The following is a 23,666-nucleotide window of genomic DNA, read 5'->3' as shown; positions in this document are numbered from 1 at the left end:
CCGATAATCTTAATAGGTGCAACGACTATGCGCATTGTCATGATGGGTGAATGCATGATTGAGCTTAATGGCAGCCCATTTGGTGCCATGCATCAAGCATTTGGTGGTGACTCACTCAATACGGCACTGTATCTCAAACGCGCCGTCAACGCCTACCCCCACCCCATATCGGTCAGTTACCTCACCGCGATGGGGGTTGATCCTTTGAGTAAGGGGATCGTCGCGCAGTGGCGCCAAGCTGGCCTAGATACCTCCCTCGTACTGACCGATGATCAGCGTCAGCCAGGGCTATATCTTATTCAGCTCGATGAGCAGGGTGAGCGAACATTCTTGTATTGGCGTAATGAGTCTGCCGCGCGGTATATGCTACGACATGAACAATTTCCAAGCGTGATTGCCGCGTTAGCCGACGTCGATATTATCTACTTAAGCGGTATCACCCTCGCGATTTTGCCAGATGATGATCGTCGAACACTCCTGCAGCATTTAACCAGACTTCATCAACAGGGCAAAAAAATTGTCTTCGACAGTAATTACCGCCCAGTGTTATGGCATGACCCAGATATCGCTAAGCATTATTACCAACAGTTATTAAGCATCACCTGGTTAGGATTACTGACCGATGATGATGAGGCGACCTTATGGGGCGATAAAAGCGTAGATGAGACGTTGTGCCGATTACATGCCCTCGGTCTGGAAGAGGTCGTAATAAAGAGGGGGGGCGATGGTTGTTTATATCAAAACATAAAGCAAGGTGAACCACCATTACATATTCCGGCAGTTCCTGTAGCAACGATTGTTGATACGACCTCTGCGGGTGATTCATTTAATGCAGGTTTCCTCGCTGGCAGGTTAACAGGAAAGAGTGCGTTAGCCAGTGCCCAGATGGGCCATCAGTTAGCCGCTATCGTGATCCAGCATCGCGGGGCGATTGTGCCAACAGAAGCCACTGACCCAGTGGTCGATTCATTTTTTATTTAACAAGACAAACGCCAGCATGATCCTGAGATGTGACAGTGCTGTAGTGGGTCAAGGTGTTGACTGAGCATTTGTTTGGTTATGGTGCGAATAGGGCAACGTTGTTGCGCATCATGGCCAACCTAATGGGATCACGATTAAATTCCGAGTTGTTTATATGAGGGTGTTACACGTGGATCTGATAGAAAAAATTGCAGCCTTGAAAATCATACCTGTGATTGCGCTTGAGCAGCCAGAAGCGATTTTACCACTGGGCAATGCGTTAGCAGATAATGGATTGCCGGTGGCAGAAATCACATTCCGATCTGCCGCCGCAGTGGAGGCGATTAAGCTGCTGCGTACTGCACGACCAGATATGTTAATAGGTGCAGGCACGGTATTAAACGGTGAGCAAGTGAAAGCAGCCAAAGACGCGGGGGCAGATTTTATTGTGTCACCTGGTTTTAACCCAAATACGGTTCGTGCTTGTCAGGCGTTAAACATACCGATTATACCGGGCGTGAATAATCCAAGCGCTATTGAGTCTGCGCTAGAAATGGGGCTGACGACACTGAAGTTTTTTCCGGCCCATGCTTCCGGCGGTGTGGCGATGATCAAAGCACTGCTCGCCCCCTATCACCAGGTGAGGTTTATGCCGACTGGGGGCATCACGCCCAGTAACGTGCGTGACTATTTAGCGATATCAGGTGTGATTGCGTGTGGTGGCTCATGGATGGTAGACAAAACGCTGATTAGTGATCAGCGTTGGGATGAGATAGGACGATTAACCAGAGAAGCAGTGGCATTAGCCACAGTCGCGTAACCGAAATCCCCCCAGCTTATCAATCACAGGCACCGGTGTCAGACTGGTGTCTGGTTACCCTTATCAAGAACGCCCCTATGGTGATATTAACCTCTGCGAATATCAAGGAGGGGCACCTTCGCTACCTTAAATCGCGTTAGATAGCAGTTGGCTACATTTTGACTCTCTGCGCGCTCTGTGTTAGCGACGCTATACCATGTAATGGTCACTCGGTTTAGTCGCCTTCAGCGAACATGATTCGATATCACGGTAAAATGATAGCGAGTAGTTCAGTGCCGCTGATTTGCTTAGCACTGACCTTGTCGATACCCATTAATGAGGGTTATTGCGTAGTGCTCAATAACGGCATTGCCAATGCATGCTGAGTGCGCTCTTTTGCCGTTAACGGTTTGTCAAAAGCAGGACCTATTGATGGTTAAATACGCAGAATAACGTAGTGAGGGCATGATGATGGGCGACATGCCAAAAGAGACATGGATGCTGGCGATGATGAGGAAATAATGGTGCGGGAACTTCATTCGTCGCTAAGTATATCGCGATGAGGTAACAGCTTATGCTAAAGACAATAACAACAATGCCGCCTGCGTGGCGGCATTGTATTATCAAAAAAGAGGATACTTTAGATCAAGAAGTCATTGAGCTCTTTGCCCAAGGCGACCTGTGCGGCAATCGCTTTTGGCATCCGGCCCTGACCTGTCCACGTTTTTACTTCACCATCTTCTTCATATTTATATTTAGCTGGACGAGGAGTGCGCTTGTTCTTAACTGCGCCTGCGACTGGTGCTGCAGTATTATTAATCAGTTCAGCAGGATCAATACCTGCTTGTTGAAGCATCTCAGTAAATTCGCTGAGAATGCGCTGACGTTCTTGCTGTTCACTGCGCTCTTGCTCAACGGAATCAGCGCGCTCTTGATAAACTAGGTCAAACTTCTCTTTCGCCTCTTGCAGCTGCTCAAAAGGCAGTTCACGAATTGCGGCGCGCAAGCTACGAATGTTCAGTAGAACTTTAAGAAACTCGTTCATTATTTCCTCACTAAAGCTGTTACAAGGGATAACGGTTTTAGATTAGCATGGACGAATCAGAACAACATAATTATTTTGTTACTTATGGCGCATTTATTTTTTAATTTAATGCGCGCAGTCGAATGGATTTCACTCAATCACATTTAATTAAACGCGAGGTATCTCGATGCGCGTTGAGATATTTCAGCTGCATTTAAGAGGCTATGTGATAGCTGGGTAACTTCTGACTCCATATGTAAGTGTCATTAATGGTGCTGACAGATATGAGCCCTTTCTGGGGTAATGGTATACATGCTGCAAGGTGATCCGCCTCGTGTTGGTGTTCGCTGTTATTGTGTCATTCCTTGAGCCTGCAGATATAAGTGTTAAATATGCTTTAGGCTGCCAAATAACTCATTACGAAACTATCTGCGCTCGAACTGATTGTAGCCGTGCGCTGCCTGATGAGGCGCACTCTAGCGTTGCTAACGCGGGGGGGAGTTGGCGTGTCGGGTAATAGCCCTTTAGCTAATGAGGCCACTCCTATGCTGTTATTATGTCAAGGAGGCTCTGCTACGGTGCTATTAAGCACATAGTCCCCATATTATCAGCAAGCCGTTACTACTTTTTCACTGTTTACCGATGTTGATGTCATCAGGGTTAACATGACCAACTCGCCTGATAGTTTGCTACCACAAAATAGCCACAAAATATCTGATATTGATAGTCGGTGAGAGGACAACACCTCAGTAGTCGAAAACAACCCTGTCATTGTTGTCAAGATAACCATCAATGGTATCGTTTATCTAAGAGCAGTATTGATACTCGCCTTCATCATAGATAAGGGCATAGTTACAGATAGTAACGAATGATCTTTTCTTCGTTAATTTTTTGTTCAGTTTGAACAGATAAAGTGTATGCACTTGGCACTTATTTATATTGAGGTAGAGAGGGTGAATATAGTCGTAACACGGTATTTACATGATCAGGTGAAGGTAGCCTTTGGGTGCCTGATATTGTGTACATAGAGTCAATCTGACACCTCTTATTGGAAAGGTAGATCATCGTGTCTTGCAATTAATAGGGTGTCATCGTGCGCTTAAATCAGCCAAGTATGGTGGTTCAATAACTAATAGCCGAGCATCGCCACGCTAATATAATGGTGCGCGCAAGCAAGCGTATTGCTCGTATCTAATCCAATTTGCAGGTGCTGCCTCGGGTGAACATTCACTATGTTCACGACGTTATTTCAATAATGTTGACTGATGCTGAACCTGAATCCGTGTTAAAGATAAGCGTTGTCCCGATTTTTCAAGCCGTCCTACGTACTCAAGTGACCTTGAGGATATGGCAAATAAGGAGACTTGAGTCCCGACTTATCGTTATACGATGTTTGGGACTCAACATATTTGAAGGGGTTATTGACGCAGCTGGGCTGATAACATTGTTAGTTCAATAGACTCAGGGGATCGGTATAAGGAAGCTGGTGCGCTGTTGCGACCTCTTGGCAAGTTAGCCGCCCAGCCATCACGTTAAGACCATGCAAGAGATGCGGGTCTGTCAATAGCGCCTGTCTATACCCCTGCTGCGCGAGTTTGATAATAAAAGGAAGGGTGGCGTTGTTGAGCGCCACAGTAGCTGTGCGTGCGACCGCGCCGGGCATGTTGGCAACACAATAATGCACTACTCCATCAACGATGAAGGTTGGGTCTTGATGAGTGGTCGGGTGGGATGTCGCGACACAGCCACCTTGATCGATCGCTACATCGACAATGGCAGATCCTGCCTTCATACGCGCAATATGCTCGCGAGTGACCAGCTTAGGGGCGGTTGCACCTGGCACTAATACACCACCGATAACCAAATCTGCGGTGAGCAGATGACGTGCTAGGTTTTCGCTGTTGGAGTAAACAAGGTTGGCGCTGCCTTGAAACTCATTATCTAAACGGCGCAAGGTGTCGATGTTATTATCGAGGATAGTGACATCAGCTCGGAGACCGATGGCCATTCGCGCGGCATTGGAGCCAACCACCCCACCACCAATGATCACCACTTTCGCCGGTTCAACCCCAGGCACCCCCCCGAGTAAGATACCACTGCCGCCACGAGATTTTTCCAGCGCCATGGCGCCAGCTTGGATCGACATACGGCCTGCGACCTCAGACATTGGCGCCAGTAAGGGCAATCCCCCTTGCTTATCGGTAACGGTCTCGTAAGCAATACAGATGGCGCCACTGTGGAGCAAGGCTTGAGTCTGCGATAAGTCCGGCGCTAGGTGTAGGTAGGTGAAAAGCGTCTGTCCTGGGCGCAACATGGCACATTCTACTGGCTGGGGCTCTTTGACCTTCACGATCATCTCTGCCTTGGCGAATAGCTCGGCAGCAGTGGGCAATATTTCAGCTCCTACAGCGAGATAATCTGTATCAGCAAAGCCAATCCCGTTACCTGCGCCGCTTTGGACGAAAACGGTATGGTTTCGTGCTGTTAGTTCACGTACACTGGACGGGATCATACCTACGCGGTATTCGTGATTTTTTATCTCTTTAGGTACACCGATAATCATGCTATCCCTCGTCTCTCATATGGGTGTTTATGTTGCTAAAATGTAAATCAATATTTACATCCAGTATATTCAGGTGTTGACAGGATTTGTGACCATAATTATAAAATGCATGGTGATTCTTACCAGAAAATAGCCAAAGGATGGAATAAAATGATGGAAGCTAAGAGTCGGCTAAAGGATTTGGACAGGATTGATCGTAACATTCTTAATGAGCTGCAAAAGGATGGCAGGATCTCGAATGTTGAACTGTCCAAACGCGTTGGTCTGAGTCCGACACCGTGTCTAGAAAGGGTTCGTCGTCTGGAGCGACAAGGCTATATCGAAGGGTATGCCGCTATTTTGAATCCACATTATCTGGATGCGTCTTTGCTGGTGTTTGTTGAAATCACCCTTAACCGCGGTGCACCTGATGTATTTGAGCAGTTTAATAAAGCGGTTCAAGTCTTAGAAGAGATCCAAGAGTGTCATTTGGTTTCTGGTGATTTTGACTATCTATTGAAGACCCGAGTGAGTGATATGTCTGCATATCGCCGCTTACTGGGGGAGACTCTGTTACGGTTACCCGGTGTCAATGACACCCGTACCTATGTGGTGATGGAAGAGGTCAAACAGAGCTGCCGTTTGGTGATAAGCTCCCGCTAAACTACAGGTATGCCGAGGGATTGTGCTCTGGTGTGCCAAGACAAGCAGAAACGAGCGGCCGGTCCGCTCGTTTCTGCTTGTCACTCTCTTGCGCGTCAGGCTGGTTAGCCACCTCCGGCTGACAGCGCATAGCCGTCTCGCAGAGACTAAGCGACCTTATCCTCGAATCACATGTTTTCAAAAAGGAGCCGGAGTTTGGCCGATAAAAAGCAGTTTACTCCTTTATCAGGTACACAACGGATCTTCGAAGCCGTCTTGATTGCCATCACCCTGATGTCCGCTTACCTGCTGCTTGCCTTGTTATCTTACCATCCAGCGGATCCCGGTTGGTCGCAGACCTCATGGCAGGGTGATGTGAAGAACTTGGCCGGTAGCGCAGGGGCGTGGCTTGCCGATATCACCATGTTTACTTTTGGGGTGTTTTCCTACTTGGTGCCGCCGCTCTGTGTGTTGTTAGGCTGGAGCCTATTCTGGCGGCCAAGTCGGTTGCTGGAAGTCGATTATTTCACCCTCGGCGTGCGTGTCATTGGCTTTTTTCTGACCATTTTTGGGATGTCTGCCCTCGCCAGCATGAACTTCAATGACCTGCAAAATTTCTCAGCTGGTGGGTTTGTCGGCGACGTCATTGCGACCTGGGTAGTGCCATTTTTTGGCGCGGTAGGGGCTAACTTGATGTTGCTCTGCTTTGTTGCCACAGGGGTTACCCTGTTCACTGGCTGGTCTTGGCTAACGATAGTCGAGCAGATTGGGGCGACCTGCACAGGAACGATAAGTGCGATATATCACTTGCCAAGCACGCTGGGGGATTGGCTAGCTGGGCGCGGCCGGCTCACTCGCCAAGACGAAGCCCTGTTAGAGGGGGGGGCGGCCACGCTGGATAGGGTGGATGAACCACGATCTTCAGGCAGTGGCTGGTTTCGTCGCAGCAATCATCATGGCAGCGTAACGCCGGTGACTAAAACGCTAGATGAGCAAGGGTTCCCTGAGCTTGACGATGATGCGTTCGAGTTTGATCCCCTGCTCGATGACGATGAGCCAGCGTTGGTGACGCCAACGCACGCTAGCCGAGAGCGTGCATCACGTCAGCCGATCCCTATGGTGGTAGACGATGACGATGATGGATTGTCTGACCTACCTTGGACACAAAAAGATGAGGTCGCCGCGCCGGCGTCGGCTCCTGTCCCTGCTGTTGCGCGTAAGCCGCGGGTGATCCCGCTCAACATGGCGCCATTGCCCGCGCTTGAGCTGCTCGATAAGCCTCCCGTCAAAACTCAGATGATGAGCAAGGATGAGTTGGAACGGATGGCGCGCTTAGTGGAAGCGAAGCTTGCCGATTACAACGTACAGGCCAAGGTGGTGGGTATTTATCCTGGCCCTGTCATCACCCGTTTTGAGCTGGACTTAGCCCCAGGCATGAAGGCAAGCAAGATCACCAACTTATCCCGAGATCTGGCTCGCTCGCTCTCTGCCAGTAGTGTGCGCGTGGTGGAGGTGATCCCAGGCAAGACCTTTGTTGGCATCGAACTGCCTAATCGAGTACGGCAAACCGTCTATCTGCGAGAGACCCTAGATTGCGAGGCGTTTCGTGACAGCCATAACCCGCTGACCATGGGCTTGGGGCAAGATATTGCTGGGGCTCCGGTGGTGGTGAATCTGGCCAAAATGCCACACCTGTTGGTCGCGGGCACTACCGGCTCAGGTAAGTCGGTGGGGGTCAACACCATGATCATCTCCATGCTCTACAAATCGACCCCAGATGATCTGCGCTTTATCATGATCGACCCCAAAATGCTGGAATTATCAGTGTATGAGGGGATACCGCATCTGCTGACCGAGGTGGTGACTGACATGAAAGATGCCGCCAATGCCTTGCGTTGGTGTGTCGGCGAGATGGAACGCCGCTATAAGCTGATGTCAGCGGTTGGGGTGCGTAACCTCAAGGGGTATAACGACAAAGTGCTGGCTGCTATGGAGTCGGGTGATCCCTTACTTGACCCGCTATGGCGCCCCGGTGACTCGATGGATCAGATGCCGCCAGAGCTGGAAAAACTGCCTCATATCGTGGTGGTGGTGGATGAGTTTGCCGACATGATGATGATTGTCGGCAAGAAGGTGGAGGAGCTTATCGCGCGGATTGCCCAGAAGGCGCGAGCGGCGGGTATTCACTTGATCTTGGCCACTCAGCGGCCATCGGTGGATGTCATTACAGGTCTTATCAAGGCCAACATCCCTACTCGGATTTCGTTCCAGGTATCGAGCAAAATTGACTCGCGCACCATCATCGATCAGGGGGGGGCGGAATCCCTGCTCGGCATGGGAGACATGCTTTACATGCCTGCTGGCACTTCTAATCCAACGCGGGTACACGGTGCCTTTGTCGATGACCACGAAGTGCACAAGGTGGTGGCGGATTGGAAGCAGCGGGGCGAACCTAACTATCTTGACGAAATCCTCTCCGGTGAGGAGAGCGAAGGAGGGGGGGGAGATTACGGTGGCGGTGCCGATGAAGAGCTCGACCCGCTGTTTGACGAAGCGGTGGCGTTTGTGGTGGAGTCACGTCGCGGCTCGACCTCCAGTGTCCAGCGAAAATTTAAGATCGGTTATAACCGGGCCGCTCGCTTGATTGAACAGATGGAGAATCAAGGCATTGTCAGTGCCCCGGGTGGCAATGGGCAGCGCGATGTGCTGGCACCGCCCCCCGTACGGGACTGAGTTTCATCCTATTATCTTGGCCATGCCGTCACTGGGCATGGCCTGTTATCGAGAGCGTCTTTATGAAGAACGTGATGAATAAACCGCTGTTAATCGGTGCTGCGCTGCTGATGATCAGTAGCCAAGCATGGGCCGATGCGGCCAGCAGCCTCAAACAAAAACTGGCTGATGTTAGCCTGTTCTCTGCCAAATTTGCCCAAACCGTCTATGACAGCAAGGGCAAGGAGCTGCAAAAGGCCAGCGGCGATCTACTGGTGCAGCGTCCCAACCGTTTCAACTGGCATACCACCTCGCCGGATGAAAGTATGATTGTGGCTGATGGGTGGGATGTGTGGCTCTATGACCCGTTTATCGAGCAGGTTACCGCCCTCAAGTTGAAGGATGCGGTGCTCAACACCCCGTTTATTCTGATCGCCGGTAATGATGACAAGCTCTGGAAGAACTATGACGTGACCCAGCAGGACAATGTTTACACCGTGACGAGCCGCAATAAAGCGGAGTTAATTGCCTCGTTTCGTATCACCTTCGATCGTCAGAACAACATCAACCGTTTTGACGTCAAAGAGGCCCAAGGCCAGTGGAGTGAGTTCAGGTTAAGTGGCTTCAATCGCAAGCCGGTGCTCACAGGCAATGAGTTTGTCTTCAAGGTGCCGGCGGGGGTTGAGCTGGATGATAAGCGTTGATGAAGGGTGTTGCCTGCGGGTATAGGACGGGTGGCATCCCATGCGGTCGGCACACTCGATGAGTAATTTATCGCTTGATTTTTCAGCGGACTTTCGCCCGTTAGCGGCGCGAATGCGGCCGCAAACCCTCGACCAGTATATTGGGCAGCACCATCTGCTTGGCCCTGACAAACCCCTGCGCAAAGCGATCCTCGCGGGTCATTGTCACTCGATGATCCTGTGGGGACCACCTGGCACCGGCAAGACCACCCTCGCCGAACTGGTCGCGCATTATTGCCAGGCGGAAGTTGAGCGGCTGTCGGCGGTGACCTCCGGTATCAAGGAGATCCGCGCCGCCATTGATAAGGCTAAAGAGAACAGCTGGCGTGGTGTACGCACCATTCTGTTTGTTGATGAAGTACATCGCTTCAACAAGAGCCAGCAGGATGTGTTTCTGCCTCACATCGAAGATGGCAACCTCATTTTTATCGGTGCCACCACTGAAAACCCCTCGTTTGAACTCAACAACGCCCTGCTCTCCCGGGCGCGGGTCTATCTGCTCAAGCGGCTGGCAGAGAGCGACATCCTCGCCATGCTCGATCAGGCGATGCAGGACCCCCGTGGGCTCAATGATCCATCGCTCAGCTTTGCCCCCGGGGTCAAAGAGGCATTGGCTAAGGCGGTGGATGGCGATGGTCGCAAGTCCCTCAATTACCTAGAGCTGTTGGCCGACATGGCCGACACCGATAGCACGGGCGGACGGGTGATCGATAGCACCCTGCTCGCCGCTGTGGTGGGGGAGCATGTGGCCCGCTTCGACAAGGGGGGCGATCACTTCTACGACCTCATCTCGGCAGTGCATAAATCCATTCGCGGCTCGGCACCCAATGCGGCGCTCTATTGGTATGCCCGTATGGTGAGCGCGGGCTGTGATCCGCTCTATATTGCCCGTCGCTTATTGGCCATTGCCTCGGAGGATATCGGTAATGCGGATCCGCGGGCGATGCAGGTGGCGCTCTCGGCGTGGGACTGTTTTCAGCGGGTGGGGCCTGCTGAAGGGGAGCGGGCTATCGCTCAAGCCATTGTCTATCTTGCCTGCGCGCCAAAGAGTAATGCGGTCTATACCGCGTGGAAGGCGGCGCTGCATGATGCCAAACATTTGCCAGATTTTGAGGTGCCAGTGCATCTGCGCAATGCACCGACCAAGCTAATGAGTGAGCTGGGCTATGGCGCTGAGTACCGCTATGCCCACGATGAGCCAGGCGCTTACGCGGCCGGTGAGGAGTACTTGCCGCCGGAACTGGCAGGCAAGCAGTATTATCAGCCGAGCGACCGTGGCCTTGAGCAACAGATTGCGCAAAAACTGGCCTATCTCAAAGAGCGAGACCAACACAGTCAGCAGCAACGGCTATCTGCGCAGGATCAAGCCCCATTAGAACCGTGAGTGCGATCGACCGGTGACGAGCAGACGACGAGCAAGTGAGGGCGGCAAAACCCGCTGTTCGGGCGGGGGCTCGGTCTGATACACTGGCCCACTGACCGCGCGAGTCTTGGTCTTGTCCCATTTTCTGGATTGCGAAGGCGCTGATGTAAGGCCGCCGAAATCAACGCTGCCATCCTACAGACGAGCAAGCGCGCCAACCGATGTTAACTTCCGGATCTGTTTTCCTGCCCGTCATGCTGACCTAGGCACAGATCCCATTATTAAAAAAAGTAGGTACACCATGCTGGATCCCAAATATCTGCGCAGCGAAATCGATGAGGCTGCCGCTCGTCTGGCGACACGTGGCTACGTTCTTGACGTAGCGGCGATCAACGCCCTAGAAGAGAAACGCAAGGATCTGCAGTCTCGCACCCAGGAGCTGCAGGCTGAGCGTAATGCTCGCTCCAAAGCCATCGGTGAAGCGGCTCGTCGTGGCGAAGATGTGACACCGCTCAAAGCCATCGTGACCGACATCAACGAGCAGTTGGACACCAGTAAAGTTGAATTGGATGCCCTGTTGGCCCAGTTAAAGGCAATTGGCGATGCGATTCCCAATCTGCCCAGTGCGACCACCCCGGTGGGCCGTGATGAGAATGGCAACGTCGAAGTTCGTCGCTGGGGCACGCCCCGCCAATTTGATTTTGCGGTGCGTGACCACATTGAGTTGGGCGAAGCGGCCAAGGGCTTGGATTTTAAGAACGGCGTTAAGCTGTCGGGTGCTCGCTTTGTGGTGATGAAAGGGCAGCTTGCGCGGCTGCATCGCGCGCTGGCTCAATTCATGTTGGATCTGCACACCCAGCAGCACGGCTATACCGAGTGCTACGTCCCTTATTTGGTCAACCCAGACAGCCTGTACGGCACCGGCCAGCTGCCGAAGTTTTCTGAGGATCTCTTTAACACAGGGATTAACGGCGAAGGGGATGAAGAGGGCAAGGTGCGCAAGTTCTCGCTGATCCCAACCTCTGAAGTGCCGCTGACGAACATGGCCCGTGACGAGATTTTTGACGAGCAGGAACTGCCCATCAAGATGACCGCCCATAGCCCCTGTTTCCGTTCTGAAGCGGGTTCCTATGGTCGTGATACCCGTGGTCTTATCCGGATGCACCAGTTCGACAAGGTCGAGATGGTGCAACTGGTTCACCCAGAAAAATCGTGGGATGCACTAGAAGAGATGGCCGGTCATGCCGAGAAAGTGCTGCAACTGTTGGAGCTGCCCTATCGGGTGATGGCGCTCTGTACCGGTGACATGGGATTTTGTGCGGCCAAAACCTACGATCTCGAAGTGTGGTTGCCAGCCCAGAATACCTACCGTGAGATCTCTTCGGTGTCGAACTGTACCGACTTCCAGGCGCGTCGCATGCAGGCGCGGGTACGTATCGACGGCAAGCCGCAGTTATTGCATACCTTAAATGGCTCAGGCCTTGCGGTCGGGCGCACCTTGGTTGCGGTGATTGAGAACTATCAGCAGGAAGATGGCCGTATCGCCATCCCGACCGTGCTGCAGTCTTATATGGGTGGTTTGACCCATATTGGCTAACTGCGTAGGTAACGATGCACAACGCCATGGCATGCCATGGCGTTGTGCATTTAGGGGGCTAGCCAGATGGGCAAGTAACTTCTGTATTTTATTGATTTATATTGGATTTCAATACTTAACACATTTTTATCAAGCATTGCGCAATCGTTTTTGTTAGACTGCGCCGCAATTTCGCAGGACACCTTTTCCTATGGTCTGGATTGATTACGCCATTATCGGCATTGTCGCTTTTTCTGCCCTCATCAGCTTGGTGCGCGGCTTTGTCAAAGAGGCCATGTCGCTGGTCACTTGGTTCATCGCCTTCTTTATTGCTAGCCGTTTTTACCCCGATCTTGCCGTCTACTTCACGTCGTTTTCCGATGCCCTTGTGCGCAATGGGTTGGCCATTGCCGCGCTGTTTGTGGCGACCCTGATCCTAGGCGGCGTGGTTAACTACGTGGTCGGGCTGTTGGTGGAAAAGACCGGCCTCTCCGGTACTGATCGGGTGCTGGGTGTCTGTTTTGGTGCAATTCGTGGGGTACTGATCGTCAGTGCTCTGCTGTTTTTTATGGATACCTTCACCGGTCTCTCCCAGAGTGATTGGTGGATGGCCTCTAAGCTGGTGCCCGAGTTCAAGCCGGTGATCCAGTGGTTCTTTGGGTTCATGATGAACTCGTCCAGTTTTCTTAAACAGGTATAGCGACTGCGAGGTAGCAAACACATGTGCGGTATTGTCGGTATAGTGGGTACCACCCCCGTCAACCAGGCCCTCTACGATGCCTTGACGGTGTTGCAGCACAGGGGGCAGGATGCCGCCGGGATCGTGACCATTGATAGTGGAAACTTCCGGCAACGCAAGGCCAATGGCCTAGTGAAGGACGTGTTTGAAGTACGTCACATGCAACGCCTCAAAGGGCATATCGGCATCGGTCATGTCAGATACCCTACTGCAGGCAGCTCCAGCGCCGCGGAAGCCCAACCGTTCTATGTCAACTCCCCCTACGGCATGGTGCTGGCTCACAACGGTAACCTCACCAATGCCAAGGAGCTGAAAGAGCAGCAATTCAAGGTGGCCCGTCGTCACATCAACACCACGTCCGATTCTGAAGTGCTGTTGAACGTGTTGGCCCATGAGTTGGATCGCTGCGATAAGATGGCGCTTGCTCCGACGGATATTTTCGCGGCGGTGCGCAGAACCCATCAGCAGATCCGAGGGGCTTACGCCGTGGTTTCATTGGTGATTGGCCACGGTCTTATTGGTTTTCGTGATCCCAACGGCATTCGCCCGCTGATCTTGGGGCGCCGAGTCGACGAGCTGGGGCAGGTGGAGTATATGCTCGCCTCCGAGAGCGTAGCGCTTGATGCGATCGGCTTTGAGACGGTGCGCGATGTGGCGCCGGGAGAGGCAATCTACATCACCGAGCAGGGCCAGCTCTTCTCCGAGCAGTGTGCGGAGTATCCACAGATGAGCTCTTGCATCTTTGAATATGTCTATTTTGCTCGGCCCGACTCCTTTATCGACAATGTATCCGTCTATGCCGCTCGCCTTAACATGGGGCGCAAGTTAGGCCGCAAGATTGCCCGTGAGTGGGAAGATCTCGATGTGGATGTGGTTATCCCAATCCCCGAAACCTCCTGCGACGTGGCGCTCGAAATTGCGCATACCCTCAATTTGCCCTATCGCCAAGGCTTTGTTAAAAACCGCTATATCGGCCGCACATTCATCATGCCGGGCCAGACTCAGCGCAAAAAATCGGTACGGCGCAAACTCAACGCCATCAGCTCCGAGTTCAAGGGCAAGAAAGTGCTGCTGGTAGATGACTCTATTGTCCGTGGCACTACCTCCGAGCAGATCATCCAGATGGCCCGTGAAGCAGGGGCTGCCAAGGTCTATTTTGCCTCGGCTGCGCCTGAGATCCGCTTCCCCAATGTTTACGGTATCGACATGCCGACCGCCAACGAGCTGATCGCCCATGGCCGTGAGGTGGAAGAGGTGTGTCAGTTGATTGGCGCCGATGGCCTGATTTTTCAGGATTTGGAAGATTTAGAAGAGGCGGTGCGGGAGATCAACCCGGATTTGCGGCATTTTGAAACCTCGGTATTCAATGGTCATTACATCACCTCTGATGTCGATCAGGGCTACTTAGATCACCTTAACGCGCTGCGCAGTGATGACAGCAAGGCGGTGCAAGAGTGGCAGGAAGGGACCAGTAATCTGGAAATGTTTAACGAAGGCAGTTAAACGTTTTCTCTCCTCCCGCCCTGCGGATTGTTGATCAGCAGGGCGGGGTGGCCAAGTCGCGGTTACCTCTGTTCCCTTGGGTTGACCTAGCCATAAAAAATCCGAAACCGCAGGGTTTCGGATTTTTCTTTGAGCGCAAGGGAGTAACGCAAGCGCCTAGCCACCGATCAGGGAGGGGTTATTGGGCGTCGAGATAGCGCTCGGCATCCAATGCGGCCATGCAACCCGTGCCTGCTGAGGTGATGGCTTGCCGGTAGTTATGGTCGGCCACATCCCCAGCGGCGAAGACCCCTTCGATGCTAGTTTGGGTGGCAAATCCTTCCAGCCCACCACGGACCTTCAGATAGCCATGTTGCATCTCAAGCTGGCCGGCAAAAATCTGGGTATTGGGCTGATGGCCGATGGCGATAAATACCCCCATCAGTGGCAGATCGCTGCTGGTATTGGTCACGGTACTGCGCAGGCGTACCCCGGTGACCCCCATTTGATCCCCTAATACCTCCTCCAGCGTTTGGTGGGTATGGAGCACAATGTGGCCGCTGGCGACCTTGTCATGCAGACGCTTGATCAAGATCTTCTCGGCACGAAATTCATCGCGGCGGTGGATCAGGTGCACCTTCTTGGCGATGTTGGCCAAGTAGAGCGCCTCTTCCACTGCGGTATTGCCGCCGCCAACTACCGCTACTTCTTGATTTCGATAGAAAAAGCCATCACAGGTGGCGCACGCCGAGACACCGCGTCCTTTGAATGCCTCCTCAGAAGGCAGGCCCAAATACTTGGCCGAGGCGCCGGTTGCGATGATCAACGCATCACAGGTGTATTCACCGTTATCCCCCTTAAGCCGAAATGGGCGCTCGGTCAGGGCCACCTCGTTGATGTGATCAAATAAGATGCGGGTATCAAACTTCTCTGCGTGCTCTTTCATGCGCTCCATCAGTGCAGGACCGGTCAGTCCTTCCGGATCACCTGGCCAGTTTTCCACCTCGGTGGTGGTGGTCAGCTGACCACCTTGCTGCATCCCGGTAATGAGCAGCGGATTGAGGTTAGCGCGGGCGGCATAGACGGCGGCGGTATAACCCGCTGGGCCGGAGCCCAAGATCAGCAATTTGCTGTGAGTGGTGTGGCTCATGGTGTGTTTCCAGGGTGTGATGAGTTTGCGCGATTGTAGGTAATTCGTGATACAGGGTCAAAGGCCTACGTGACCCATGAGGTGCGATGAGCAGACCGGTCTGCTGCGTTAGGTTGGTCAATTCGGTGGCGTGATGGCAGTGCAGACAGCGGGGCGCCGCCGCGAGGCGCTAACGAGAAGGCCAATGCGCTCTATGGGATAAACAGCAAATGAAAAAGCCCAGTCAAAAGGCTTAATGCCAGTCAGGCTTAACTGACTGGCATGGGTGGTTTTCAAATAACATTGACGTGCTTTGGGATATTCTTGATTCTTTTTTGGTTTATTTGTGTGTGTTTTTCATGCAAAGTCAATTCAAAAAACATTCGTTATCTCGCCTAGGGATAACCGCCAAAGGTAAATAGGTGTATCACTCGATATTCACGCTAGTGTTTGCATGGAGTGAAGTCCAGTTTTAACATCAAATTTGTATAAAATGATTTCTTCTGTATTGAATGAACTATTCGTTTCCGTGAATTTTAATGATGATAAAAAACCAAATACCATTACATTGCAGATATTTCCACTGATTACAACCCAAACATTATCCTTGTCTAATAAATGCTCTAGCACTTTATTCTCTATGAAATTAAAAGACAGTTCCTGTTTTAATTCTTGTTCAAAAAGCGACTCGCTTATATTAGATGCAACTGAATCATAAATGTAATTATGGCCAAAATGATAAACAAGTAGCTCATACGAAATCTTTAAATGAAGAAGCAGGGTGTCTTTTCTGTTAACAGTAAAACTTCCAGAAAGGGTGGGCTGTGTGACAAATGTCTCTTTTTCAGCATTTTCTAGTATTTTTCCCGCTGCATGAGAGCATTGCGCATCGGAGTAGTTTTTGCCTTTTTCTGCATAAACACGCTGTAACTTTTTTGCTAGTATGCTTTTGGCTTTATGTTGATCCTGTTTATCAATTTTTAGGGTTATATCTAACCCATCATCATCTTCAAGAATATCGATACTAGGTAAAGTTATAACTCTGTTGTCGTCATTGACTCTGATTTTGCCTAAAGATGGATGGTCATATAAACCAGAAAATGCTGAGGTCGTTTTCTTTGATTTACCAGAAATATTATAGACTTGTTTGCTAATTTTAAAAATAAAACTGTTAGATAAGCGACCCTCAAAGCCATGGCCAAATTTACTATTGCATATTTTACAAACATTCTTTGCGGTAAGAGTCCCACCAATGAATTCTGGAACTATATGTTCGTCTGTTAATGGATTATCCGCCGTGATCGGATTCTTATCTAAGCAAATAATACAGTTCACGATTTATACCTCAGTAATATAATGGCTGCAAAAAAACAGTCTATCATTATCTTAAGCGATTAAAATGATCTAGATAAAAGAAGGCGCGTTGGTAGGTGAAATATTGAGCTAAAAAGTGGCATTGGATTGTTTTGTCGGGTTAGACAAAAGACCCTGCTGTTACGATGGTGACCTCTTCCTTTGAAATTAGAGTGGCTAAGTATGCAAGCACCGAATCTGTCATTATCTATGACATTGATGTAAGAAATATGCTTAAGCAATTGCTAGACAGTGATTTAGCTTCAATGCAAGACCCGATGGGTTTTGCTGGCTACACAAATCCATGTAACTCAGATGAACTAAAAGATTATGCTTTGTCTAAGCTCAGAACTGCGGTTACTCGTGTGGATAAAGCCCGAGTAACGGAGGCAAATGGTGACACCAAAGCTGCGTTTGATTGGTGGAGTATGGTCTATAACGGCGTTGTTGAACAAACGCATATCTGCGCAGTTTCAATCATTGAAATCAGCAGAACTTTCTGTGCACCACCATAGCCGTGACACAGGAGTGCGGCTTTCAAGTGCGACGTTTACGCTTGTGTCGCTTTTAGTTGTTGTGTTTGATCTATTTGTGTTTACCCCTTGGGTAAAAAAATGGAGAGATAATGCAGCAAGGATTCAGGAGGTCTTTGATACTAACCTGTTTGAGTTGGAGTGGAATGAAATCGTAGTCGGGAAAAAACCAGAGTATGAGTTAGCTTATGAAAAAGCTAAAAAATATGGGTTAGATGCAGAGCGTATTGTAAACCTAAAAGAGTGGTATCCAACTGTGATAGATAAAGTTACAAGTATTTTTGGAGTGTTTTTTTGCCAACGAGTCAATATATATTGGGATACTAGAATGCGACTGCGATACAGTTTAGCTGTCCGTATGATACTTGTTCTTATTGAACTGGGTGTGATGGGATACGGTATTTATACGAAGAAAGATATGTTTTAATTTTAGCCTATGTTGTCGCACCACTTGCCTCTACGTACATCTTTGGTTATCGCCAAATGATAGAGCATGGTGATACAGCGAGTAGGTTTGAAAAGCTAAAATGGTTTTCTGAAAAGATATGGTCTGATGCATTAGATGGTAAAGATTTAGCGTCGATAAAGGCTAAGTGTAGAGCATTACAAGACCAAATTTTTGAACACAGGAAAAAATCCCACCTATATTTGACTTTCTCTTTAAATGGTTTACCAATAAAAGTGAGTCGCTTATGTACAAAGGGGCTGAGGCCTTGGTTAATGAGTATATTCAGCGTAATGTGATGCGGTAATAACTCAGAGGGTGATGGCGAATCTGGCCACTTTTATATTATTTTTGCTGGCTTGTGCAGGAAGAGCCTTTAATCATAAAAGGCTCTTTATTGAAATGGTCTCATAACCTCCCATTCAATTTTAAAATTGCCCCGAGAGCTATAAAAAAGAAGACAGTGATAGCGTTGGCTACAAATGAACTGATAACCCATGCTTTGATTGTGGAAGGTACTGTTTTTAGAGACCACCTTTTGAAAATCAAATAATATCCATATCGATGAAATCTAGAATATTGAAGATATAAAAACTCACTTTCATGCTCCGGTTTTATAGACCAATATTTGTCAATCTTACGTGTGAAATTCATAATAAATAAAGAGTTTATAATTAAAATGACTAGCCATGAAACAAATATAAGTGCAATTACGTCGGCTTGTGTCATTATTTTTTACCAACCATTCTGATAACCTCGTATATACCATTGGTTGTAGCTTCAGCAATTTTTCCGGCAGCATTACCAACGAAATCACCACCGTAGTATCCGCCAACTACTGCTCCAGAAACAGCAACTACAGCAACAACGGGGGCAGATAAAGTTCCACCAACCACTATTGCAATCGTGGTTGCGCCAGTGACGGCAAGACTTGCTCCAGTAGATGCCCCCCATGAGCCCCCGATAAAGCCACCATATACACGTCCTGCTTCTCTGGCGGAGATTGAAAGACATTGCTGCCCTATGCCATCGGTACATGCCTTAGATGCGGTATTCAAAGCACTAAATGAATCCAGCCCCACACTAACCCAACCTAATCTATTTACACCTTTTACATAAGTTGAAATGCTTTTTAGTCTGTATCCTAATGCAGGGACCTCCCCGTAACGAGATACTGTTCGCCAGTTATGAGTAACCGACTTCGTCGATAGACCTAGCCTGTGCTTTAGTTTGTCATACTGGGGGATTTTGATACTGGACATTGTCATTTTTTCTAAAATGTTATCCAGTTTATTGAATAATGCTTGTCGCTGGGAATAAAACTCAGGAGCAAGTCGACTTCCCTTGGAGGCTTCAGCATGAGTTACATATAGTAGATTAATCTGATTAAGTGTGTTGTGTAGATCTGTTAGTCGCTGACTTATAGCGGTACTTATCCCACCAAATGCAGCTGATGGTGTCGACAGATCTTGTGCTGCGAGATAATCAAATAAATCAATATGCGCTTTTAATACTTCCGCTTCTGCAGGTGTTAGTTTCTGAATCCCTTCACTGGCCTCCTTGGCCTGAGTTTTGAGCAAAATCAACCGATCCTTCTCCGCTAAGGTCTTTGGCTCATTAGCTAAAATAACAAGCTCGCCAGGCAAAACCATATCCTGAAGATGTTCGTTGTTGCGCTCAAACATAGACTGTTGCTGGAAGTTGGCTTCCGGCCCGTACAGCTTTTTGTAGATAGCGTCTTTGCTCTGGTGGTGTTCGTTCCAGTAGTAGCCAACGTCAAACTCTTCAATGACTGGTTCTTGAGTCTTTGGCATCAACTTACTGAGAGTCGGCTCGGGTTCTGGTATCGGTTCCGGGCGGTGAGGTGCCGAACCGAAACCACTTGAGGGAGTCTTCTTCGCTTCATAGGCTGCCTCAACTGTGCGACGGAACTCGTCACTTCCATTTACCTGTAACTTTCCATCGACCACGTTTACACAGCTGTCTCTGGTCGATCGGCCCACAGCAACACGGCTGCCATCTCTAGAACTACCTTGGTCTGGGCCTAGTATTCTCAAGAACTCATCCTGGGTTAGCTCGCCAATACTCTTGGTCGCCATGTAAACAACTCCTTTTAAACGTAAAGGTTTTTGTGAGCAGGCAGTCTGCCATATTCTGGGTTTCATTCAAAACATGGGGTATCCAAGGAGCCATTTCTGACAGCGTTTGTAGGTTGAACTGCTGGGGGAAACTAGGGGGGCTTTACTGGAAATTTTGCGTGAAAGTTGCCGACGGTCGCGTCGGCGTGACGATCCGTCACCTCGTCGGCATCGACGCGACTTTTCGTAACTCCTAGCAAACTCAGCCACAGCCTCCAAAGACCGGATATGCTCCAGATCTGCTCGGTCTTGCTCAGTAACCATTCCTTGTCCCTTGTTCCTCCTGAGCGTCTCCATCTTTCAATCCGTGTTATCTCCACGCCAGAACCACCTGCTACGGTCTGAACATCCCCATGGTCTCCCCGCAGAAAGACCGGAAGCTGTGACCGGAGGGGTTTTCTGGGGGAATCGACGCCAGGGGAGGGGATGGCTCTTGGCACGAGCGAGAGCGTGACCCATTCACCAGCTGAGCTGACCGGATAGGGATTGGAGTAATCGTTAGTCGAATTTGAGTTGAGAGAAAACAGGGAGAGTAGATCGTTCACTGCGGAGGAATGTGCGAGAGCTGCGCATAAAGTCAGAAACAAAGCGGCTCTACTGATAATGCCAAAGTCTGCAAGACATACATGAAAAAGCCCAGCCAAAAGGCTGGGCTTTTTCATATTAAATTTGGCTCCCCCGACTGGACTTGAACCAGTGACATACGGATTAACAGTCCGCCGTTCTACCGACTGAACTACGGGGGAATTGGCTCCTCCTACTGGACTTGAACCAGTGACATACGGATTAACAGTCCGCCGTTCTACCGACTGAACTAAGGAGGAATTGCCTGTCTCAATGAGACGAGCGGGATATTAATGAGCCGAGACGCAGGTGTCAACCTGATCACCCAGCGAAAAGCGGATTTTCGCCGCGTTTGCCCAAAACTTACCCGCTGCGAGCTGTTTTCTGCACAAATGGTTGTTTGGCGGGGCGTTTATGGCGCCATAGGCTGGGTAAACCGCTGCATGTTTTGATGACCACACCATTGACGAGCGGAGCCAATGTTCGACTGAACGAGATGATATGAGTGGATAACGCGACCGGTGGCCGGGGTCGCCAACAGGGGGGCGGCACATAGTCAACACCTCGGCCGCCTCTAGGCAACATCTAGCCGCGCGATGATGATTCCTTGATCCGGTCTATCGAAATGTCGCTTAGGTTGGCGTAAGGTGGCGCTGGATACCATCGCCGTGTCGACACTTACTGCCGGCCCTTGATGATGCTCGGGTGCCGGAGTAGTTCGGCCTTTATCTCTCTCTTTTGGTATTACAACGGATATGCACAAGCAAGTTCCCTTAAATAGCGTGAAACTGGCCATTGCGTTACGTCAGTCCTGTCTTGATCAGCATTATGGTATGGCGCACTTGGGGCGAGACCTGATCGCTGGCATCACGGTCGGTATTATTGCGATCCCGCTTGCCATGGCACTGGCGATTGCCAGTGGTGTCCCCCCCCAGCATGGGCTCTATACCGCGGTTATCGCTGGTATCGTCATCGCGCTGACTGGCGGCTCTCGATATTCTATCTCTGGTCCAACTGCTGCGTTTGTGGTGATCCTCTATCCCGTGGTGCAACAGTTTGGGTTGGGGGGGCTGCTAATGGCGACCCTGCTTTCCGGCTTGTTTCTTATCGTAATGGGATTGGCCCGCCTTGGCCGATGTATTGAGTACATTCCCCCCTCCGTGACCTTGGGCTTTACCGGTGGGATTGCCATCGTGATCGCCACCTTGCAGATCAAGGATTTTTTGGGCTTAACCGTGGCCAACATGCCGGAAGATTATCTGGGGAAAGTCGAGGCACTTAGCCACGCCTTACCCAGTTATCAGTGGGGAGATACGCTAGTGGGCGTAGTGACGCTCGCGGTATTACTGGGCTGGCCACGGTTACGCTTGCCGCTGCCTGGGCATCTGCCGGCGGTACTGACTGGCGTTAGCCTGGCGGTTGGGCTCAAGAGCATAGGGGTTGATGTCGCTACGATTGGCAGTACCTTTAGCTACACCTTGGCCGATGGCTCGCACGGGATGGGGATCCCGTCGATTGCCCCAACCTTGGTTATGCCGTGGTCGCTACCTGGTGCAGGGGGGCATCCGGTCGTGTGGGATCTGGCGACCATTAAAACCCTGCTCCCTGCTGCCTTCTCTATGGCGATGCTGGGGGCTATCGAGTCGCTACTCTGTGCCGTGGTGCTCGATGGCATGACGGGCCATAAGCACAGCTCTAATGCCGAGCTGGTGGGGCAGGGGCTTGGTAATGTGGTAGCCCCTTTCTTTGGTGGAATTACCGCGACAGCGGCAATCGCGCGATCTGCCGCTAACGTGCGTGCGGGTGCTGCGTCGCCTATTTCCGCCCTGATCCATGCACTGGTGGTGCTGGCCGCCATTCTGGTGTTGGCACCTTGGCTGTCGTGGTTACCGCTTTCCGCGATGGCCGCCTTGTTGCTGATCGTCGCGTGGAACATGAGTGAGGCGCACAAACTGGTGGATCTGGTACGCAAAGCGCCCCGATCCGATGTGCTAGTGCTGATCGTGTGCCTGTTACTGACGGTTATTTTCGACATGGTCATCGCCATTACCTTTGGGGTTATCTTGGCTTCGGTGCTTTTTATGCGAGAGATTGCCAAAATGACCAAACTCAGCGACATGGCAGGACACCCTCGCTACGCTGACGCACTTCCCGCGCACTGTTTGCTCTATAAAATCAATGGCCCGCTGTTTTTTGCGGCGGCAGAGCGGGTATTTACTGAGCTTGCCGCACAGGTAAAAGACCAGCGTGTACTAGTGCTGCAGATGGAGGCAGTCCCTATTCTCGATGCTGGTGGTTTGGCGGCGTTTCTTGACTTTACCAAGCTAATGGCAACGTCTGGCGTGGCACTGCGCGTGGCTGAGTTACCGTTTCAGCCCTTGAAAACCTTGGCCCGAGCCAAAGTGCGTCCGCAGCCTGGCCAGCTTGAGTTTTATGGTTCATTGGAAGAGGCGATCAACGGAGCGTCGATACAGGATGTGGCTAGGCAGTAACGTTACGGCACAGAAAGTGCCATGTTTTCGGCTCTTGGCTCGCATAGTGAGCAAATAGACGTAAAAACAAAAAATTGCATTGACCCTAGCGTATCCAATCCCTTACATTACGCCCCGTTCAAATGCCGCGCTGCGATAAGCACGGCATACCATAGATAGAAGGCGAGTAGCATAGCTGCCCACCGACGAAGTTGGTATTAAGCGCGCATAGCGTGCTCCGTAAGCCACTTCAGATGTAGTAAAAAATTTGGTGAGGTGTCCGAGTGGCTGCCCACCGACGAAGTCGGTATTAAGCGCGCGTAGCGTGCTCCGTAAGCCACTTCAGACGTAGTAAAAATTTGGTGAGGTGTCCGAGTGGCTGAAGGAGCACGCCTGGAAAGTGTGTATACGGCAACGTATCGAGGGTTCGAATCCCTCCCTCACCGCCAAA

The 23,666-nt window shown here is 50.6% G+C and carries 17 protein-coding genes and 3 tRNA genes; 13 read left to right on the top strand and 7 right to left on the bottom strand.

Translation table 11 applies throughout. From position 1 onward, the window contains the following. Positions 1–27 precede the first annotated feature (27 nt). The gene (locus CUC53_RS08105) at positions 28–981 is read left to right on the top strand and encodes a sugar kinase (protein ID WP_100293684.1); all 954 of its coding nucleotides are present in this window, start codon (positions 28–30) and stop codon (positions 979–981) included. A 169-nt stretch (positions 982–1,150) separates the two neighbouring features. Beyond that, positions 1,151–1,780 carry a bifunctional 4-hydroxy-2-oxoglutarate aldolase/2-dehydro-3-deoxy-phosphogluconate aldolase gene (locus CUC53_RS08100; protein WP_236757890.1) on the top strand — a complete coding sequence of 210 codons (630 nt, stop codon included), beginning with the start codon at positions 1,151–1,153 and terminating at the stop codon, positions 1,778–1,780. Between the two features lie 619 nt (positions 1,781–2,399). On the opposite strand, the gene CUC53_RS08095 is transcribed toward CUC53_RS08100, so the two are convergent. After that, complete coding sequence (locus CUC53_RS08095; protein WP_100293682.1) at positions 2,400–2,804, bottom strand: H-NS family histone-like protein; 405 nt, start codon at positions 2,802–2,804, stop codon at positions 2,400–2,402. Between the two features lie 1,426 nt (positions 2,805–4,230). After that, complete coding sequence (ald, locus tag CUC53_RS08090) at positions 4,231–5,346, bottom strand: alanine dehydrogenase (RefSeq protein WP_100293681.1); 1,116 nt, start codon at positions 5,344–5,346, stop codon at positions 4,231–4,233. A gap of 150 nt (positions 5,347–5,496) precedes the next feature. Between ald and lrp the strand changes: the two genes are divergently transcribed. From lrp to purF, 7 genes are all read left to right on the top strand, one after another. Beyond that, positions 5,497–5,988: a leucine-responsive transcriptional regulator Lrp gene (lrp, locus tag CUC53_RS08085; RefSeq protein ID WP_100293680.1), complete on the top strand. Its 492-nt coding sequence runs from the start codon at positions 5,497–5,499 to the stop codon at positions 5,986–5,988. A gap of 195 nt (positions 5,989–6,183) precedes the next feature. Beyond that, on the top strand, positions 6,184–8,700 hold the full coding sequence (locus CUC53_RS08080) for a DNA translocase FtsK (RefSeq protein ID WP_100293679.1): 2,517 nt from the start codon (positions 6,184–6,186) through the stop codon (positions 8,698–8,700). A 74-nt stretch (positions 8,701–8,774) separates the two neighbouring features. Next, positions 8,775–9,383, top strand: a complete 609-nt coding sequence (lolA, locus tag CUC53_RS08075; protein WP_100293720.1) for an outer membrane lipoprotein periplasmic chaperone LolA — start codon at positions 8,775–8,777, stop codon at positions 9,381–9,383. 58 nt (positions 9,384–9,441) lie between these two features. Continuing rightward, a complete protein-coding gene (locus CUC53_RS08070) occupies positions 9,442–10,806 on the top strand; it encodes a replication-associated recombination protein A (protein ID WP_167386718.1) in 1,365 nt (454 codons plus the stop codon). Between the two features lie 280 nt (positions 10,807–11,086). Next, positions 11,087–12,382 carry a serine--tRNA ligase gene (gene serS / locus CUC53_RS08065; RefSeq protein ID WP_100293677.1) on the top strand — a complete coding sequence of 432 codons (1,296 nt, stop codon included), beginning with the start codon at positions 11,087–11,089 and terminating at the stop codon, positions 12,380–12,382. A 190-nt stretch (positions 12,383–12,572) separates the two neighbouring features. Then, positions 12,573–13,061 carry a CvpA family protein gene (locus CUC53_RS08060; RefSeq protein WP_100293676.1) on the top strand — a complete coding sequence of 163 codons (489 nt, stop codon included), beginning with the start codon at positions 12,573–12,575 and terminating at the stop codon, positions 13,059–13,061. Between the two features lie 21 nt (positions 13,062–13,082). Beyond that, on the top strand, positions 13,083–14,603 hold the full coding sequence (gene purF / locus CUC53_RS08055; protein ID WP_100293675.1) for an amidophosphoribosyltransferase: 1,521 nt from the start codon (positions 13,083–13,085) through the stop codon (positions 14,601–14,603). A gap of 178 nt (positions 14,604–14,781) precedes the next feature. Here the strand turns inward: purF and trxB are convergent, their stop codons facing one another. Both trxB and CUC53_RS08045 read right to left on the bottom strand, forming a co-directional pair. Next, the gene (gene trxB, locus CUC53_RS08050) at positions 14,782–15,732 is read right to left on the bottom strand and encodes a thioredoxin-disulfide reductase (RefSeq protein ID WP_100293674.1); all 951 of its coding nucleotides are present in this window, start codon (positions 15,730–15,732) and stop codon (positions 14,782–14,784) included. Between the two features lie 417 nt (positions 15,733–16,149). After that, positions 16,150–17,046, bottom strand: coding sequence for an HNH endonuclease (locus CUC53_RS08045; protein WP_157798229.1), 897 nt, complete (start codon positions 17,044–17,046; stop codon positions 16,150–16,152). A gap of 414 nt (positions 17,047–17,460) precedes the next feature. Here CUC53_RS08045 and CUC53_RS19455 point away from each other — a divergent pair, with 414 nt between their 5' ends. Together CUC53_RS19455 and CUC53_RS19560 are read left to right on the top strand one after the other, a co-directional pair. Further along, positions 17,461–18,024: an S-4TM family putative pore-forming effector gene (locus CUC53_RS19455; RefSeq protein WP_157798228.1), complete on the top strand. Its 564-nt coding sequence runs from the start codon at positions 17,461–17,463 to the stop codon at positions 18,022–18,024. Then, the gene (locus CUC53_RS19560) at positions 17,991–18,341 is read left to right on the top strand and encodes an S-4TM family putative pore-forming effector (RefSeq protein ID WP_201796735.1); all 351 of its coding nucleotides are present in this window, start codon (positions 17,991–17,993) and stop codon (positions 18,339–18,341) included. Before CUC53_RS19455 ends, CUC53_RS19560 begins: the two co-directional genes overlap by 34 nt. A 429-nt stretch (positions 18,342–18,770) precedes the next feature. On the opposite strand, the gene CUC53_RS08035 is transcribed toward CUC53_RS19560, so the two are convergent. From CUC53_RS08035 to CUC53_RS08020, 3 genes are all read right to left on the bottom strand, one after another. Further along, positions 18,771–20,141 carry a hypothetical protein gene (locus CUC53_RS08035; RefSeq protein ID WP_100293671.1) on the bottom strand — a complete coding sequence of 457 codons (1,371 nt, stop codon included), beginning with the start codon at positions 20,139–20,141 and terminating at the stop codon, positions 18,771–18,773. Positions 20,142–20,850: 709 nt separating this feature from the next. After that, positions 20,851–20,926 (bottom strand) — tRNA-Asn (locus CUC53_RS08025). 2 nt (positions 20,927–20,928) lie between these two features. Continuing rightward, positions 20,929–21,004: transfer RNA gene (locus CUC53_RS08020), tRNA-Asn, on the bottom strand. A 495-nt stretch (positions 21,005–21,499) separates the two neighbouring features. On the opposite strand from CUC53_RS08020, the gene dauA reads away from it, so the two are divergent. Both dauA and CUC53_RS08010 read left to right on the top strand, forming a co-directional pair. Next, complete coding sequence (gene dauA / locus CUC53_RS08015; protein WP_100293669.1) at positions 21,500–23,236, top strand: C4-dicarboxylic acid transporter DauA; 1,737 nt, start codon at positions 21,500–21,502, stop codon at positions 23,234–23,236. A 340-nt stretch (positions 23,237–23,576) separates the two neighbouring features. Beyond that, positions 23,577–23,664: transfer RNA gene (locus CUC53_RS08010), tRNA-Ser, on the top strand. Positions 23,665–23,666 lie beyond the last annotated feature (2 nt).

Source organism: Aeromonas cavernicola (assembly GCF_002795305.1).
GTDB lineage: Bacteria > Pseudomonadota > Gammaproteobacteria > Enterobacterales > Aeromonadaceae > Aeromonas > Aeromonas cavernicola.
The sequence above is the reverse complement of the archived record's forward strand: the minus strand, read 5'-3'. Positions and strand labels throughout refer to the sequence as shown.